This window comes from Saccharothrix mutabilis subsp. mutabilis, from assembly GCF_039521145.1.
GTDB classification, from domain to species: domain Bacteria; phylum Actinomycetota; class Actinomycetes; order Mycobacteriales; family Pseudonocardiaceae; genus Actinosynnema; species Actinosynnema mutabilis.
Genome location: NZ_BAAABU010000024.1, coordinates 111,721 through 128,102, shown reverse-complemented (window position 1 = coordinate 128,102; position 16,382 = coordinate 111,721). Strand labels below are relative to the sequence as shown.

The 16,382-nt window shown below is 65.3% G+C and carries 10 protein-coding genes; 1 reads left to right on the top strand and 9 read right to left on the bottom strand.

All coding sequences use genetic code 11. From position 1 onward, the window contains the following. Positions 1–249: 249 nt before the first annotated feature. Positions 250–732, top strand: coding sequence for a DUF4129 domain-containing protein (locus ABD126_RS33160; RefSeq protein ID WP_343938505.1), 483 nt, complete (start codon positions 250–252; stop codon positions 730–732). Positions 733–2,357: 1,625 nt separating this feature from the next. Here ABD126_RS33160 and ABD126_RS33155 read toward each other — a convergent pair. The 9 genes from ABD126_RS33155 to ABD126_RS33120 form a co-directional block, all read right to left on the bottom strand. Beyond that, positions 2,358–4,622, bottom strand: a complete 2,265-nt coding sequence (locus ABD126_RS33155; protein WP_343938503.1) for a P-loop NTPase family protein — start codon at positions 4,620–4,622, stop codon at positions 2,358–2,360. Between the two features lie 387 nt (positions 4,623–5,009). Then, on the bottom strand, positions 5,010–5,504 hold the full coding sequence (locus ABD126_RS33150; RefSeq protein WP_343938501.1) for a hypothetical protein: 495 nt from the start codon (positions 5,502–5,504) through the stop codon (positions 5,010–5,012). A 9-nt stretch (positions 5,505–5,513) separates the two neighbouring features. Further along, complete coding sequence (locus ABD126_RS33145; protein ID WP_343938499.1) at positions 5,514–5,924, bottom strand: helix-turn-helix domain-containing protein; 411 nt, start codon at positions 5,922–5,924, stop codon at positions 5,514–5,516. Between the two features lie 20 nt (positions 5,925–5,944). Continuing rightward, complete coding sequence (locus ABD126_RS33140; protein WP_343938497.1) at positions 5,945–6,418, bottom strand: hypothetical protein; 474 nt, start codon at positions 6,416–6,418, stop codon at positions 5,945–5,947. After that, entirely contained in the window at positions 6,408–7,394 is a 987-nt protein-coding gene (locus ABD126_RS33135; RefSeq protein ID WP_343938495.1) for a polymorphic toxin-type HINT domain-containing protein, read from the bottom strand. Before ABD126_RS33135 ends, ABD126_RS33140 begins: the two co-directional genes overlap by 11 nt. Beyond that, a complete protein-coding gene (locus tag ABD126_RS38880) occupies positions 7,379–8,092 on the bottom strand; it encodes a tyrosine-type recombinase/integrase (protein ID WP_425542919.1) in 714 nt (237 codons plus the stop codon). The genes ABD126_RS33135 and ABD126_RS38880 overlap by 16 nt, the downstream gene beginning before the upstream one ends. A gap of 871 nt (positions 8,093–8,963) precedes the next feature. Then, positions 8,964–9,104, bottom strand: a complete 141-nt coding sequence (locus ABD126_RS33130; protein WP_343938493.1) for a hypothetical protein — start codon at positions 9,102–9,104, stop codon at positions 8,964–8,966. 217 nt (positions 9,105–9,321) lie between these two features. Beyond that, positions 9,322–9,711, bottom strand: a complete 390-nt coding sequence (locus ABD126_RS33125) for a hypothetical protein (RefSeq protein ID WP_343938491.1) — start codon at positions 9,709–9,711, stop codon at positions 9,322–9,324. A 6-nt stretch (positions 9,712–9,717) separates the two neighbouring features. After that, positions 9,718–16,362, bottom strand: coding sequence for a polymorphic toxin-type HINT domain-containing protein (locus ABD126_RS33120; RefSeq protein WP_343938489.1), 6,645 nt, complete (start codon positions 16,360–16,362; stop codon positions 9,718–9,720). Positions 16,363–16,382: the final 20 nt, after the last annotated feature.

Genomic DNA, 16,382 nt, shown 5'->3' with positions numbered 1-16,382 from the left:
CGTCCAAGCCGCTCACCCACGCCTGGATGTCCTCATCAACCAACACAAGATCGACAAGCTAGCAGAACATGATCACGAACTGCGGCTGGAGTACTAGGCGACGAGCCGCCCGACGCCCCGGCGGAAACCGCCCCCGGACTTGTCGAACTGCCACCGCCCTACGACCTGGATCCGGCGCCGGAACCCGAGACCGGCGGCGTGGCACCACCGGAACCTGTTGCAGCCCCTGCGTCCGCCTGGTCGTCAGGCATGCTGCTTCCTGCGGTAGGCGCCGGTCTGCTGGCGCTGTTGCTTGCGATTCCCTTATCCAAGGCCGCACGTCGTCGTGTGTACCGACGCGGTCCTCTTCGGCGACGTGTCGCGCAGGCATGGCAGGACGCGGTGGCCGCGCTCCGCGCCGGTGGCACCCGCGTCCACAACGGTCAGACCACCGGACAGGTGCTCGAAGCGGCGCCGGAGAGCTGTATGCCGGTGTTGCGCCCGCTCGCGGAGTTGGTGGACCGCGTCGCGTTCAGCCCGGACGAGGTCACCGAGGACATGGCGAAGGCAGCCGCGGTCCACGGCGACCAGGTCCGGAGCCGGGTTCGCGTCGGGCTGGGCACAGGCCGACGACTGGCCTGGCTGTTCAACCCCCGCCCGCTGCTGGCGGGACGCAGACCGGTCGAGTACGCGGACCTGAGTAGTGCTGAACAGGCTTGGTCGGGCGGTGCAGCGCGACGTGAAGGCCCATGAGCAGTTCACGGATCAATCCTGCCCGCACGTGCGCCCGAATCCCCGGTGGCCGTGAGGTCCGTCGGGCAGTCGTCTCTGGGGCTGGCCCATACTCCTCGGTGGGCGGCGTCGACCACCTTTTGCTCCATCACGGTCAGCCTGGCCGATTGCAGGGTAAACGCTCTTCGGTCACGTCCCCATTGTCGTACGCCGCGCCCGCGGGGAATGCGATGGTGTAGACCGGGTTCTTGATCAAGGCGCCTCTACAGTGCGTCACCGCAGTTGTGGTTGAGCTGTTGCCGATGAGAACGCAGGCTCCTTGATCCGGCAATCAAGGGAGTCGACAAGGAGGAGTGGGAGGAGGAGAATCCGTTGTACCGCAACAGGTTCCGCCTGCGCCAAACTTCGCTCAACAGAGCTGTTTAGGGTGCCGCTGAACCGGTTTCCGCAGGTCGAAGCATGATCAAAACGACCCTGGGGGTCAAGGGGGCGCAGGTTCAAATCCTGTCGTCCCGACGGTCTGAAGGAGCCCGCTGGCTCTGGGTATAAGCCCAGGTCAGCGGGCTTTTTGATGCGTTCGTGTCAATCTTGAGGCGACTGTCCACAATGGTCAGTACTGGTCGGTAACCCGGTGTTTGGGAGGATTTTGGGAGGATCGGGTCGCGCGGGGTGAAATGGGGTCGCGTTAGCTAAAGCGAACCGGATCCCCCGTGTGGGTGTTCTTCCTTCCCGTGATCGGCGTGTGCGGTGGCGTCGTCCAGGTCGTCCTGACCGGTGATCTCATGGATCGCGCTTGCCGACACCTGTTGCGCTGGGCCGTGTTGGTGGTGACGACGCAGGTGGGCTTCGCGCAGCGGTCACCTAGGGCGACGTCTGGGGCTATGCCCAATCATGGGCGGACGGTCGGTGTGGGATGAGTGGGCAGGGTCCCGCTGGTGAGCTGGCGACCTAGCGTTCCGAACTCATCTTGGTATCGGTCGGTGGATGCGATGGACTCGGCAGTAGGTGTGCAGGTACGAACCCGCAGTGCGGCACGCCCCGCATTCACACCGGAGCATCGCGCCGGTGACCTCGTGTTTCGTGTCCGGTCCCCGCTTCCGTCGACCGGGAACAAGAGCCAGATCTGACCCGCGCAGGCTCGTCTCCTGGGCAGGAGCACCAAAGGATGGGAACAGGGGCGACCAGCGGTTTTGCGCCGGCAGCCTGGTGGTGAAGTCATCGTTCGGCCTATCCGCGCCCGAGTAGCGCCTGGGGACGGGTCGCTCGGACCCGTCCCCACGGCAGGCGATCCCTCTCCAGTTCAGCGACCGTCGGACTGCCTCAACCAGCCACGAAGGCCGGCGGGGTCGGAAGTTCCCGGCTCGCGAGGTCTTGCGGGAGCCAATCTGGCTCTGTGTCGTACGCCGCCGTCTACCGTTTCCGTTGACCGTCGATGACAGCCCAACGGCTGCGATGGCCCTCTGGCTGGTACGGCGCTCGGGTGAGCCGTCGTCGAAGTGCGTCCCAGCTGGTTGCCTCGTCGTGCATCGGGCGATGATCTCAGCCGGGTCCACGGTCGAGAAGCAGCACTGGACTTCCTCGGGCTTGGCCGCGCGGCCACGGCTTGGCTTGGAAATGCCTGCTCGAGCCACCGTGTGGGACACGGGTCACTCAAGATTCCCATCCAACTCGCGGAACACCTCATCGACCGCGTCGGCGACATCACGAAGGAAGCGATTCTGGTCGGGTGCCGCGCTGACCGTCGGGATGGGCGCTCCCCGGTCGTAGACGTCGTTCGCGATGATCCGCGCCCGCGCGAACGTCGATCCAGGGCCCTTCTGCAGGTAGGCATCTTGCCATCCGGCTCGCACCTCGTCGCGGAGACGGCGCTTGGTTAGCTCAACCAGCCGGTTGGTGACGGCGTTGGAGATCGCGTCGAGAATCGCCTGCTTCTCATCCTCGCCGGGCTCCCCGCTCGACCACCGCTCCGGCCGCTGCAGCATCAGGTAGACCTGCGTCTGGAGGTTGTAGCGCAGGTCTGCCACCGGCCTGAGATTGTCGTACTCGTCGTTCCAGCCCTCTGCCAGTCGCCGAGTGAGCGCCTTGACCCGCGTCCAGTGCTCCTTCGGAGCCTCCGGGTTGAAGTCGAGCCCCAGGAGTCCTCGCCACCGCGTGTGAAAGGTCCTGGAGGCTTCCAAGACGGCCAACGACAGGTTCATCCGGTTAAAGATCGGCCGACTCGGACCGATGCTGGCAGCGTGTTCCGGGTGGGCTAGCAGGTCGAGCAGGGCGTCCAGTTGTTCGATCGCCCGCAGCCCAGCTCTCTTCTTGGAGTTGAGCGGCTCGTGAATGCCACCCACGAAGAACTGGGCAACCTCGATCCGGCGTCGCAGGGCCCGCTCCGCGGCCGGGCCCAGCTCATCCCCGATGGCCTTCAGGACGTTTTCGACCGACGCTAGGACGTGCTGCTCCCGGTCGGAGAAGGTGGGCAGGTTGGCGCCCTTGACCTGGTCGAAGTGGGTGAAGACGACGTGCAGTTTGCTTGCGTTGCCGGAAACGGCAATTCCCTTGAGCGCCGCGACTGGTGCGGCCTGCATTGGTTGGGCCGCGTTATCAACGAGCATGACTGCGTCCACGTTCTGCAACTGGGTGGCCACACGGGTCGAGAGGGTCGCGACGGACTTCGGCGTGTGTCCAAGGCCCTCACCGTCAACCAGCACCAGACGAACCGACTCTGTTGACCACTCTGGCTGGAAGGGCCCGCTAACCCGAATGCCGTTGACGATCGGAGTCAGCAAGCGTCCGAAGAGCGGCGCGAAGTTGCTGGAGAAGCGCGTCACCACCTTGATGAACGCTGCGCGGTCATCCGACTCCCACGACCATGTCGTCGGCCAGCCCTGACGGTTGCGCCGCAACTCGCCCACGTCCAAGGTGCCGAAGCGCTTCTCGATCTCATCCACAAGGGAATCCACGATCTCGTGAAACTCACCTGACGTTCGCAGTTCGCCGTCGAGATTTTCCTCGATGAGCTCCTCTAGCACCCGCTCGTCATCCTCGCTGTCCTTGAGCACCTCGGTGACCGCGCTGGCGTAGCGGGTGACCACGGCCTTGACGGCCTCGACCGCATCAGCGACGACGGCGTTGGTCGCAGCCAAATCGACGGTGCCATAGTCGTCCGGATCGATGTCGTCGATCTCCTCATCGTCGTCATCCGCAAGATCCAGGTCGTCGGCCTGTTCGACGCCACGTCCCAGAACGTAGCTGAACCGGAAGCGCTGATTGACGTGATCCAGTAGGCGTCGTCGGATCTCGTCGTCGGAGCGCTTGCGGAAAGCTGCGAGCGCCGCCTCTGAGACGTTCTCGGTCAGGTGGTCGACGACCTCGTCACGAGGCACGAAGGTGACGACCGCGCGGTACGAACCGTTCTCGGTCGTGATCAACTCGGTATCGGCGACGGTCGTCTTAGCGGTCGACGTCGAGGGGAAGCGCTCAGTGACTGGGTCGGTCCCCAGGATTTGGCGTACAACTGTTGTCTTGCCTGCGCCGGTGGTTCCGAGCAACAGCACCGTTCGATAGCCGTCGTCATTGCCCGGCAGCGGCAGGAGTTCGTTCCGCAGGTCGGCGAAGTCGACATCGCTGGCCTCCATGCCATCGTAGAAGATGTCGACAACTCGAGCGTCGAAGCGGCCGAGCGCACTTTGCTTGGCGGTAACCTCCCACAGCTCCGGCGCCTTTAAGATCTGATTCAGCTGGTCGACGAGCAGCGAGGCTTCGACCTCGTCGCTCGTACCCAAGCCGCGCCGTATGCGTCGACCGGTCTTGCCACTGGACAGGTCGATCCGGGCGGGGTGGCGGAAGATCACCGACCACGACTCTCTGCCCTGATTGCGGCTCTTGCTCGCGGTGTAGAACTTCATCGCCAGCCCCAACATGGTTGTTCCTGCGGTGTACCGAACTAGGGTGCCCTCGGCTGAGGGCCTGTGTCAAGGTTGCCGGTACACCGCAGGAACAACGGGAGCGGGCGCGTCGGTGAGCAGCTTGAGGGCTTGGTCCACGGCCATGGACAGGACGAGTGACTTCGGCTTAGCCACCGAACGGGTCAGATTCCTCATCCGCGACTGCAAACACCCCGCGTTGATCGCGATGAGATCCTCAGCACCACGGGCATCGCCACGGGGGCTGAGCGGTGTCCGGATACCCCGCATGAACTGGGACGGAGGGTGCGCGTGACCACTTGCCTCGACGTCCTGGCCGCCCGTGTCGCCCTGCCAGCTCGCCAACGCACGACCACTACGCGCCCTGCCACCAGCCGTCACCGATCAAGCAGCGATCACCAGACTCGACGTCCGCCGACAGCAACGACTGGGCGGCATCCTCAACGAGTACCACCACGCCGCCTGACCTGCACGGACGACATTCTCGGCAAGCACAGCGCCGGTAACCCAGGAGGGGTTCTCGGTTGCCAAGCGCACGACGAGGCGGCGGATGGAGGCAATTGCGCGCGGGCGCCCGGGCCTACGGCGCTCGCTTGCACGGGCGTGCCGGTGTTTCACCAGGTCCCGATGCCACCGCAGCACCGTGTCTGGGCTGACGAGCAGTCGGAGCCGGCGCAGTGCCATGTGGGACAGTGGCGCGAGCAACGCCCTGTCCTCGGGCCGTAATCGCGGCCGCTGATTGCCGAGTTGTCTCTGTAGGACCGTGAGTTGATGGCGCAGGGCAAGGATCTCGACGTCCTTCTCACGGTCGGTCATCCGCAATAGCCGTAGCGCGGCGAAGGTGTGGGTGACGGCGAGGTAGGCGAAGCGGATCAGCACGAGCCGCGATCATGCCGGACGGTGACTAGCCACGACCGATGTCTGCTGACCTGCATGGACGTAGTTCTCGCACGTACACACCCGGTGGCCAAGCTTGAGCAGCTCGCCCTGGATCCTGCGGTAACCCCAGCCGGTGTTCTCCCGCGCCATGCGCTCGATCAACGCCACGATGGCGTCGTCGACCGGAGGGCGGCCGGTGCGACTGGGATAGGTCCACTTCCTTGCGGCCAGGCGCCGGCGCCATCGCAGGAGCGTTCCCGGTGTCACCAACCGGTGCTCGCGCAGCAGCCGGGGGAGTCGGCGAACCAGCGAGGCGAGTACAGCTCGATCGGCCCACTCCCATTGCGGGCGGGGGTTGGTCCGGCGCGGCACTGCGACCTCGTGCCGCAGCACCAACAGTTCGACGTCCTTGACACCCACAGGGGTATCGGAAAGGCGTTTTATTTGCGAGAAAGCCAACTCCCAACGAAGAAGTATTCGACCTGCAAGTCGTTCCTCGGATCCGCAAGGCCGACACCTTCAGTCATCGACAGCAGGTTGTGAACACAGCGCAGGAAGCTGTGGAGATCACTGTGCAACAACTGGTCGAGATTTTCGACAATCACGGCGACAGGACTTGCTGATCGGTCATTCTGAAGGTCCCACAAACGATCACTAAAGGCGGCCCAACTTCCTGCACCCGGCTCTGAGAAACCTAGCTTGAGCGTCAGCTCTTTTAGCAGCGATTCCTCTTTGTTGTCCGCTCCGGCCAGCGAGGGATTTGCTATCACGAGGCGAAATTTGTGTCTCTTCAAAACCTCTGTTAGTGAATCGAGATTCTGACGTTCGACCAGATATGGTCGTGATTTCAGCTGTGGGAACTCGACCACAAGGTCGACCCAAGATCTTGGCGAATGCGGTTCGTTAGCACCCACAGTTTGCTCCCCGAAGTTGCACGAAACCATCCTTATAGTGCTCGGTGTACCATACCTCGCCTCGCCCTCCGAACACCAACCGGCCACTCGCGGGCCTCTTTCCCCCAGGCGGAGTCGGGAGAATGTCAGTCTCTACGTAGTAGCGAGGAGGTGCCGCTGGCAGCCCTTCGCCGCCATAAATCCCGGGCATTCCACGAGTTCCGCCTTGTTGAACCCCTGGAGGGAGAGTGCCGTTTTTGTCCATCGAGTCGATCACGTCGCGAGCGGGCCCTCGTAGGTCTTCGGGAACCGCGTCAAGATTGACGTGAGGGCAGCCGCCGGAGTTGTGCACCAGGACTGAGGTCGAGCCAGCCAACACGTAGTACGTGTGGACAACGTCGATCGTGAGGTTGTAGGTGCGGAGGGTGGCGGTGTAGTGGCGTGTAGCTTGGATGGCTGCACGGCCGTTGCCGGGTGTATTCAGCTGGTCGCCCGGGTCAAGGTCACCTGCATCGACCCACCGCTTGGCGGTGGCGTTGTAGATGGGGTGGTGCGCGGTGGCGCGGATGGTCTTGTTGCCGTCGGGGGTTGCGATGGTGAGGTCGGCGTAGTCCTTGTCGGCGTCGGTCACGATGACGGCGAGGACTACGTGCTGCTCGGTTTCAGCGCTTTCCGGCTCGCTGTTGGTGACCTTGTCGCCGACCTTGATCTGGTCGATGGGCTTGGTGGTGCCGTCGGCCATGAGGACGTGGGTGTCGCCGGTGAAGCTGTTGGCGCATTTGACCGCGGCCTTGCCATCGCCTGCGGTGTCGGCGAGTTTCTGGCCGTTCTTGGCCATTTTGGCGAGCCCTGCGGCGATGCCGACGATGGGGACGGCTGCGGCGCAGGAGAGGCTGGCGTCTCCCCATTCACCGTAGGCGGCGTGGATGCCGCAGTTCGCGAGGTCCGCGCCGTCGCCGATCGCGGGTACGGCGACGCCCATCATGTCGATGAACATCTGCAGCTTCTCGCGGCTCCAAGGGCCGTTGCGGCATTCAGCACACTTCGGGTACTCGGACGTGGCCGTCTGCGTGCGGGAGGAGCCGCAGGAAGTCTGCATGGCGACGTAGCTGCTGACGCCCTTGCAGTTGTCGCGGGCGGTGGGTTTGATCGACTTGGCGGCGTGGCCCTGGATCGACCGGATGAGGTTGTTGACCTTGTTGACTTTTTCGTTGTAGGCGTTGGATTTGTCGTAGTTGCGGGCGCCGCAGCCTGCTCCGCCGGAACCGCGAGGTCGTCACCGGGTGCGGTGAGGCAGTGGAAGCGGTGCAGGACGTGTTCGTGGCGGAGTGGGTGGCCGTCGCGTCGGGTGAAGACGAGGTCTCGGTCGGGTTGGCGGATCGACTGGTTGCGTAGGGCGGGGACGACTCGGTCGGACAGGCCGATCCAGGTGCGGCTGGTCTTGGCCATGGGTGTGGTGAAGACCGGGGTGGTGTTGTTGACGTTGGAGAGGGTGTAGCGGACGAACAGCACGTGGTCGTCGAGGTCAATGTCATTCCAGTGCAGGGCGAGTGCTTCGCCTTTGCGGAGTCCAGTGCCGATGAGGACTTTGAAGAGGTCGGCGAGTGGGTCGTCGTGGTTGTGGCACCAGCGGAGGAAGCGGGCTGCTTGACCGGGTGTCCAGCAGGCTGGTTCGCACTCGGGTGGCCGCGGCACGAGTGCGTAGCGGGCGGGGTGTGGGGTAGTCGTCGTTGTCGGACGGTGTCGGTGAGGGCGCTGGACAGCGTGGCAACGCACCGACGCAGTGTGACGGCGCCGCGTCCGGCCGTGAGTTGGTCGCTGATGAAGACTGAGACGTAGTGGTGGGTGAGCGCGTCGAGTCGGATGGTGCCGAGGGCGGGATCAGGTCTTTGGTGGCGTAGTCGTGGTAGCGGGTGATCGTGGTCGGTTTGAGGCCGGTGCTTGGTCGGGCAGCCACTCGGTTAGGTAGTCGGCGACGGTTAGCAGGGCTGCGAGGAAGGCCCGGTCGGCGGGGAGAACCGTGGGCGGGCGTCTCCGAGTTGGCGTTGCAGGTCCACGATCAGGTGGCGCAGCGCAATGATCTCCGTGTCCCTGTCCCGGTCGCTCATGGGCAGCAGCGCAGCACCGCGAAGGCGTTGGCCACGCCAAGATAGGCCAGTCGAAGCGGCACAGTCGGTCATCACGCCCGTCAGTTGACGAGACTGCGGATCACCGACACTGCTACGGGACTATCTGAGCCTGTTGGCCTGTTCACGCTTCGCACCTGCATGGATTAGGTTATCGGCATATACACCGCTGGCGCCGCCGGTCATGCCGACGGCCCTGGCCGATGGGCGTCTCATCAGTCCACCGCCCGGCGTGCCGTAAGCCGGAGGGTGATCGTGAGCCGGGGTGCGGCGATTAGGATGCCGAGCAGTTCGAGCCACCGTCGGATGCGAGGTGTGCCATCGGTACGCAGGTCCGAAATCCAGGCGGTCCACTCTTTGCAGTACTGCTGCTGAACGTTGTCCGGGAGCAGTCGGCTGGCGCGTGTGACAGCACTGGACCGCCGCCGGAAACGCCTTGCCTACTGCATTGCCGTCCGATCTTCCCACCATCTGGCGACGCCGACGAGGAAGAGGACGGCGCCAGCGGTTGCGCCGTTGTCGAGATCAGCGCCAGTGTCGGTGACGCCGAGGGCGACGCCATCGCCCACGGTGCTGGCCAACACTCCGAGGGTGACAAGCCTCCAACGGCAGGATTCCGCTATCCGCAGCGCCGTCGAACTCGCCATCGCCAACCTCAAACAATAGAAAATCCTCGCCACCGGCTACTGCGGACGTCTCGCCGAACACCCCGCCGTCATCCGCATCATCACCCACCTTGGATTCTACCGACTCGGCTGGTGGCCGCACTCTGAATAACGCTCCGATTGCAAAGCGCTGTCACTTCTTCGAAGTCATCGAAATGCCACCCATCGCAAGAGTCATCATCTGAGTTAGCGCCTTCCGGACGTCAGGGTCCCGATCAAGCCGCTCCAGCGATTCGTACCTCGTCGGTTCGACGTCGATCGTGGAAACTCCTCCGGCATGGCCGTCTTCTGCGGTTGGGAACAGAAGAAGGCAACGATAGGCGCGCAGTGTTCCCCCTCTCTCTTCCCGCGTCAGCGACTGGAGGACGACACTCTGTTCTTTGACCTGGCTGCGCAATGCGTCGACAGAAGACCACCGAGTGGCGTAGCCTCGCTCTTCCGCGTCCGATTGGATCAAAAGTAGCGTATCGAAGGTAATCTGGCACACTCGAAAGTCGGAGTCGACGGGGCGGATCAGTGACATCAGGCGCTATTCCCCTTCATAGACGTCGATGCGGATCTGAGTGTTCGGATCGATACGCCCGTCTTTGATTCTGGCGATGAGCTCATCCTTGCGGTGGTGGCCCCCCAGGATCTTGCCGTCACGTGAAACCAAAATCCCGTCTCCTGGAGCGGGGTTGTTGATGCCGTCCAGAAGTTCGTCATTGCTGAGCTCCTCGTGATACCACTGAGAGGCAGGATCTCGAGTCTTCTGGCCATCGGTGTAGTTGCCGATGTCGCCAGCTCTCTCGTGACGTGTCGAAATTCCGCATGGCCCAGAGTTGTGAACGACTACCGGCGTCGTTCCCGCCAGCACGTAGTACGTGTGGATCTGTTCGACCGTGAGGTTGTAGTTGCGGAGCGTGGCGGTGTATAGGCGTGTAGCCTCGATTGTCGCACGGCCGTTGCCGGGTGTGGTGAGCTGGTCGCCAGGTTTGAGGTCGTCCGCATCCACCCACCGCTTGGCCGTGGCGTTGTAGATGGGGTGGTGCGCGGTGGCGCGGATGGTCTTGTTGCCGTCGGGGGTTGCGATGGTGAGGTCGGCGTAGTCCTTGTCGGCGTCGGTCACGATGACGGCGAGGACTACGTGCTGCTCGGTTTCAGCGCTTTCCGGCTCGCTGTTGGTGACCTTGTCGCCGACCTTGATCTGGTCGATGGGCTTGGTGGTGCCGTCGGCCATGAGGACGTGGGTGTCGCCGGTGAAGCTGTTGGCGCATTTGACCGCGGCCTTGCCATCGCCTGCGGTGTCGGCGAGTTTCTGGCCGTTCTTGGCCATTTTGGCGAGCCCTGCGGCGATGCCGACGATGGGGACGGCTGCGGCGCAGGAGAGGCTGGCGTCTCCCCATTCACCGTAGGCGGCGTGGATGCCGCAGTTCGCGAGGTCCGCGCCGTCGCCGATCGCGGGTACGGCGACGCCCATCATGTCGATGAACATCTGCAGCTTCTCGCGGCTCCAAGGGCCGTTGCGGCATTCAGCACACTTCGGGTACTCGGACGTGGCCGTCTGCGTGCGGGAGGAGCCGCAGGAAGTCTGCATGGCGACGTAGCTGCTGACGCCCTTGCAGTTGTCGCGGGCGGTGGGTTTGATCGACTTGGCGGCGTGGCCCTGGATCGACCGGATGAGGTTGTTGACCTTGTTGACTTTTTCGTTGTAGGCGTTGGATTTGTCGTAGTTGCGGGCGCCGCAGCCTGCTCCGTCGACGCCGCACTGGCGGATGAGGCCGGTGGGGTCGCTGAAGGTGGTGGGGTTGTTGTCGGCGTAGACGTAGCCGGTCCACTGCTGCGGGTTGTCCAGGTCGAGGATCGGGTCGACGCTGATGAACCTGCCGGTGAAGGCGTCGTACTTGCGTGCGCCGATGTCGGTCAGTCCGGTGGTTTCGCTGACCGGTTTGTTCAGGAACCCGTGGCGGTCGGGCCAGGGCAGGCCTTCGACGGGGTTGAGCTGGTTGCCGTAGGGGTCGAAGGTGCGGCGGCTGGTCGCGAAGCCGACGGACTGCACGGCGAGGGTGTTGGTGCCGTGCAGGTCGGAGACGACGTAGACCGGGTTGGTGCCGCTGACCCGGAGCGCGACGGTGCTACCGCCGTGGAGGTAGTACCGGGTGGCGGTGATGACGCCGCTGCTGTTGTCGCGGGTGAATTCCTGGCCCGGCAGGTAGAGCGTGGTCTTGCCGGGGTCCTTGCGCACCAGTTGGTTGCCGTCGGCGTCGTAGACGTACTTGGTCGTGCCGCCCGGCGATGTGACGGTGTCGAGGCGGTTCTCGCGGTCCCAGGTGAAGGTGTGCTCACCGGAGGGCTGGGTGCGGCGGGTGGTGTTGCCGGCCGGGTCGTAGTCGTAGCTGGACAGCGTGGAACCCGATGGGCCCGATGTGGTTGCGCTGGTCAGTGCGTGTGGTCGGGCGGCGCCGGTGTTCGGGTAGGTGTAGGTGGTGGTGGTGTCGCCGGTGGCACCGGGCAGGGCGTGCTGGGTCTGGGTGGCGCGCAGGCCGCTGGGTTCGAAGGTCCACGAGGTCCAGTACGGGGTGGGTCCGCCGATGTTGGCGTGCCCCGGTGTGGTGGTGGGTGAGGCGGCGCAGTCGTCGGTCGCGGTCCAGGCGTTGGTCAGGCGGCGCAGGGCGTCGTAGTTGTAGCACTGGGTGCGGACGGGGGCTTGGCCCGTGCGGCCCTGGGTGTTGACGGTCTTGGTGACGTTGCCGGACGGGTCGTAGCTGTAGCCGGTGTCGTCGATCTGGCCGTCCGCCGCCTGTGCGGTGAGGTTGGTGCCGGCGAGCCGTCGGGTCTGCTCGTCGTAGCGGTAGGTCAGCGTGGCACGGTTGTGCTCGGGGCCGAGTGTGAGCTGTTGTGCTTCCCCGAAGGCCGTGTATGTGGACGCGGAGACGTAGACGTTGCTGCCGTCGGTCGCGTTGGGCAGGCCGTACTTGTTGTAGCGGGTGGTGACGACCTCGCCCGGCAGACCGCCGGCGGTCGGCTGCTCGACCGTGACGAGTTGGCCGGTGCTGGTGAAACCGAACTTGGTGGTGTAGAGCGAGCTCAGGCCGGTTTCCGACGAGGGCAGCTGCGTGATGGAGCGGGCGATCAGGCCCTGCCCGTCGTAGGCGCTTGGTCCCGTCCGGTAGAGGCCGTTGGGGGTGTGGCGGGTGGTGAAGCCGGGAAGACCGACGCCGTTCTCCGCGTTGTCGTATGACCAGGTCGTGAGCCTCGTGCCGGCGGTGGAGTCGACGAATTCGCCTGTCCTGCGGCCGAGTTCGTCGTAGGTGAAGGCCAGCTTCTGCCCACGGGCGTCGGTGGTGGTCAGGATCTGGCCGGCGAGGTCGTAGGTGGTGCTGGACGCACCCGCGTCCGGGTCGGTCTGGCTGGTCTTGCGGCCCATGAGGTCGTAGCCGAACGTCCAGTGGTTGCCGACCGTGTCGTTGACCTTCGCCAGCTTCCCGAGCGGGGTGTACTCCCGAGTCGCCGCCTGGAACGCGCCGCCACTGACGGTGTCGCCGTTGATGATCGGCGCGGCGGTGTAGTCCCGTGACTCGATCACACGGCCGCGGACGTCGGTGATGGTGGTACGCGTGACCGAGCCGTGCGGCGGGAAGACGGTGGTCCGGTCACCGCCGTGCACCGTCCTGGTCTTCCATGTCGGGGTGAGGCCCTTGTAGGCCGTGGTCAGCGTGGCGCGTCCCGCGCCGTCGTACTCGGTGACGGTGCGGTCGTCGACCTCCGACGGGCCGACCTGGAGCAGGGTGGTCGACGGTGCGCCCGTGGTGGCGTAGCGGTTGTAGCTGTGCCGCACGCGGCCGAGCGAGTCGTAGAAGACGTCCTTGACGACTCGGTTCGCGGTCCCGTCGAGAGCTTCGGACTGGGTGCTGCGCAGTTGTCCGAGTGAGTCGAAGACGTCGATCTTGGTCAGGTAGTTCAACCCGGTGCGGTAGTCGACCAGCGTTCTGGTGGTCACGGCCAGCGGTCCGTTGGTGCGGACCGTGTACTCGTAGGTGGTGGCGGGCGATCCGCCACCGGCGCGGCGGATCTGTCCGGGCTTCCACACCTCTACGACTCGGCCCAGTGCGTCGTAGACGACGTCGTGTCGTCGTCCGCCGACGTCGATGGCGGCGGTGGTCTTGCCGCGGGCGGGCTCGACCTCGACGGTGCTCGTCTGGTTCTTGGCGTTGGTGGTCACCGTCTTGGTGAGCACGCCGCCGTCGGCCGGGGTGTAGGCCACACGCGTGGTGCGCTGGAGCGCGTCAGTGGTCGTGAGGAGGCGGCCGGTGGCGTCGTAGCTGACCGTGCCAGTGGTGGCGAAGGTCAGCTGGCCACCGGTGTCGGCGGTCGCCGAGTCGGTTCGGAACGCGTTGCCCGTGGTGACCTGGCCGAGGGTCGCCTGCTGGTCGTAGTAGGTGCGCTTGGCACTGAGGATGTCGGTCTGAGCGACTCCGTCGGCGGGGCACACCTGCTGGGAGACAACGGTTTCGGCGACGCGGTCGCGTACCCACGCGGTGGTGTTGTCGGCGTAAGTGGTCCTGGTGCACAGGTCGGGCACGCCGTCGCCGGATTCGGTGCTGTGGGTCAGTCGGCCCAAGGCGTCGTAGCGGCTGGTGGTGGTCGCTGTTCGCGTGCCGCCGCCGGCCAGGTCTGTGATGGTCCTTTTGCGTGTCTCCGCCACGATGACGGCGGTCAGCGGAGGCAGGCCGGTGCGGGTGCGGGTCGCGGTCGTGCCCACGATCGTGGGCTCGGTGATCGTGCTGGAGACCCGTGGGCCGCCGTCGCCGTTGAACACCTCCTCCTCGAACGCCGCGCCGGCGAACCGCGCCTGGTCGGTCACCGTCTCGCCGAGGGAGTTGGTGACGGTGGCGGTGCGGCGCCCGTTGGAGGGCAGGGTGTCGCCATCCATACCGCGGAAGTAGGTGGTCCGTGTCAGGGTCTGCCTGTCGGCGACGTCGTCGTACTTGTACGCGGGGTCACCGGTGCGCTTCTCGACCTTCGCATAGCCGCGGAACTGGCCGTAGGTGCGGTGTTCGGGGCGGACGAGTTCGAAGTCGTCGTAGTGCCAGGCGGGCGTGCCGAGGTAGGTGTAGGTGCTGACCTGGTCGGGTGAGGTCGTTCGCCGGTCGTTCGGGTCCTGGTACCGGCCGAGGTCTTGCGTGACCACCTTCTCCACCACGTACTTGTGGAAGAAGTCCAGGGTCGGGTCCTGGTTGAACGGCAACGTCCAGTAGACCGGGAAGCAGCGACGGGTGTTGTTAACGAGGTCGGTCGGGACGTTGTTCGCGGCGCAGTCCACCGGGCTGTAGGTGACCCGGATCGCCGAGCCCGTGTCGGTCTGGATCTCGGTGAGGCGTTTGTGCGCCATCGCCGAGTTGTCGCGGTACCCTACGACGCGGTTGTCCATCGACTGGTAGGCGAAGGTCAACGGCGGCAGTTCGATCGACGTGGTGCCTTGGAAGCCCTTGCGGGTGATCGAGGTGAGCAGCAACTCCTTGACCGTGTCGAGGTGGTGCGGAAGCTGCTGGCCGAGGCTGTACTGGTCGACCTTGACCGGACCCGAGCCCTGGTTGTACTGGGTGGTGATCGTGGTCAGGCGCTTGGTCGACCAGTACGACGGCGAGTGCACGTTGCACACGGCACCCGCCTTGCACTCTTGGTCCTGCGGGACGTCGGGCCAGTACTTGGCGTTGGCCGCAGTGAACTTCGCCGGGTCGCAGTCGAACTCGGCGCTGGGCTGGCAGCGCTCGGTGACGTCGAAGACGACCTGGTGCGGCACCACGCCGCCGTAGATGGAGCCGTTGACGTTGCGCAGCCCGTAGTCGATGCGCTTGAGCCAACCACCACGGGTATAAGAGACGCCGGTGGTCTGCTTGTTGGCGCCGTAGTGGTTGTTCTCCGGTGTGTAGTAGTACGAGGTGACGTTGCCCTGCGTGTCCTCGACGAAGTCGAGGTTCCACCGCCACGCCTGGTTGCACCACGAGGCGGCGAAACCGCTGGGGTTGTGGCACTTGTCGCCGGAACGGGGGCCGTACACCGGAACCGTCCAGGCGGAGTTGGTCTGCTCCTGGTCGGTGTAGCCGGGACCGCGGTTGCGGCCGAAGTAGTAGCTGACGCCCGACGTGTTGGTGACCTTCCAGTACTCGCCACCGTTGACGCCGTTGGCCGCGCCGGTCAACAGCTCGATCCGCGCGCCGCCATCGCTGGCGGACTTCCACGTGTTCGTCGCTTCCTCGTACACCAGTTCGGCGGCTTGGCCTTCGAGGTTCATCGTCACGATCTGCCCGGCCCAGCACAGGTCACCGGTCCGCTGTTCCTGTGGCAGCGTCTTGTCCGAGGAGCAGGACCGGTAGGTGCGCTCGATCGATCCCGGCGAGAACCCCCAACCCTGACCGATCGCCCCCGCCTGGTTGTTGGTCGCCATGGTGCGACCATCCACAGTCGACGAGCTGTAGGACAGCGCCACCGTCGGCGCGACCGCCTTGCCGTACGTCAGGCTGGGCAGCTCGATCGGGTACGACCACCCGAAGGTCCCGGAGTTCCCACCCACCGACCAGGTGCCCGACGGAGCAAGCGCGGACGCCTCGTAAGTACCGTTGGGCCCCTCGCCGTCCGCCGTGGCGGCGAGCACGACCGGCTCGGCGGCCAGCTCGGCGGTCACCGTCTTCGCCGCGCTGTCGTTCCTGGACGGCAAAGGTTCCCGGACCTGGCACTGTGCCGACTCGGGCGTCGTCAGCGCGCACGCCGGAAGCCGCTCAAGCCGGAGCCTGGACCCGAACTCACCACCGACGGCATTGCGGAAGGCGGAGTAGTCCACGCCCACCGACATCGAGGCGTCCGCATCCTCGGACGGTGTCACCGCGAGCACGACACCGACGACCCCGGCCCGCTGCGCTGCGCTCTGGTCGGCGACTACGACCTCGATGTCCTTCTCGCCCGCCTGCACCGCGACCGTCACCGGCAGGTCACCCGCGCGGCGGGGGGAAGCACCGGCGGCCACGGTGGCCGTGCCCCCTCGGGGCCACGTCGCGTCGACGGCTTCGAAAGGCGCAGGCCCGGGTGCGGTCCGCTGCTCGGCGAGCGGGTGCTCGGTGTGCGGTACCGGCTTCACCGGCTCCGCGACCGGCAGGTCGACCGTGCGAAGGACGTCCGAGGTCAACCCGGCGGTCATTGAGGCGGCCACAACACCTG

Bases quoted from the DNA above. Each gene is read 5' to 3' on its own strand.
- ABD126_RS33155 (WP_343938503.1), bottom strand. From the start codon at position 4,622: ATGTTGGGGCTGGCGATGAAGTTCTACACCGCGAGCAAGAGCCGCAAT.
- ABD126_RS33160 (WP_343938505.1), top strand. From the start codon at position 250: ATGCTGCTTCCTGCGGTAGGCGCCGGTCTGCTGGCGCTGTTGCTTGCG.
- ABD126_RS33135 (WP_343938495.1), bottom strand. From the start codon at position 7,394: ATGTTCATCGACATGATGGGCGTCGCCGTACCCGCGATCGGCGACGGC.
- ABD126_RS33125 (WP_343938491.1), bottom strand. From the start codon at position 9,711: ATGTCACTGATCCGCCCCGTCGACTCCGACTTTCGAGTGTGCCAGATT.
- ABD126_RS33120 (WP_343938489.1), bottom strand. From the start codon at position 16,362: ATGACCGCCGGGTTGACCTCGGACGTCCTTCGCACGGTCGACCTGCCG.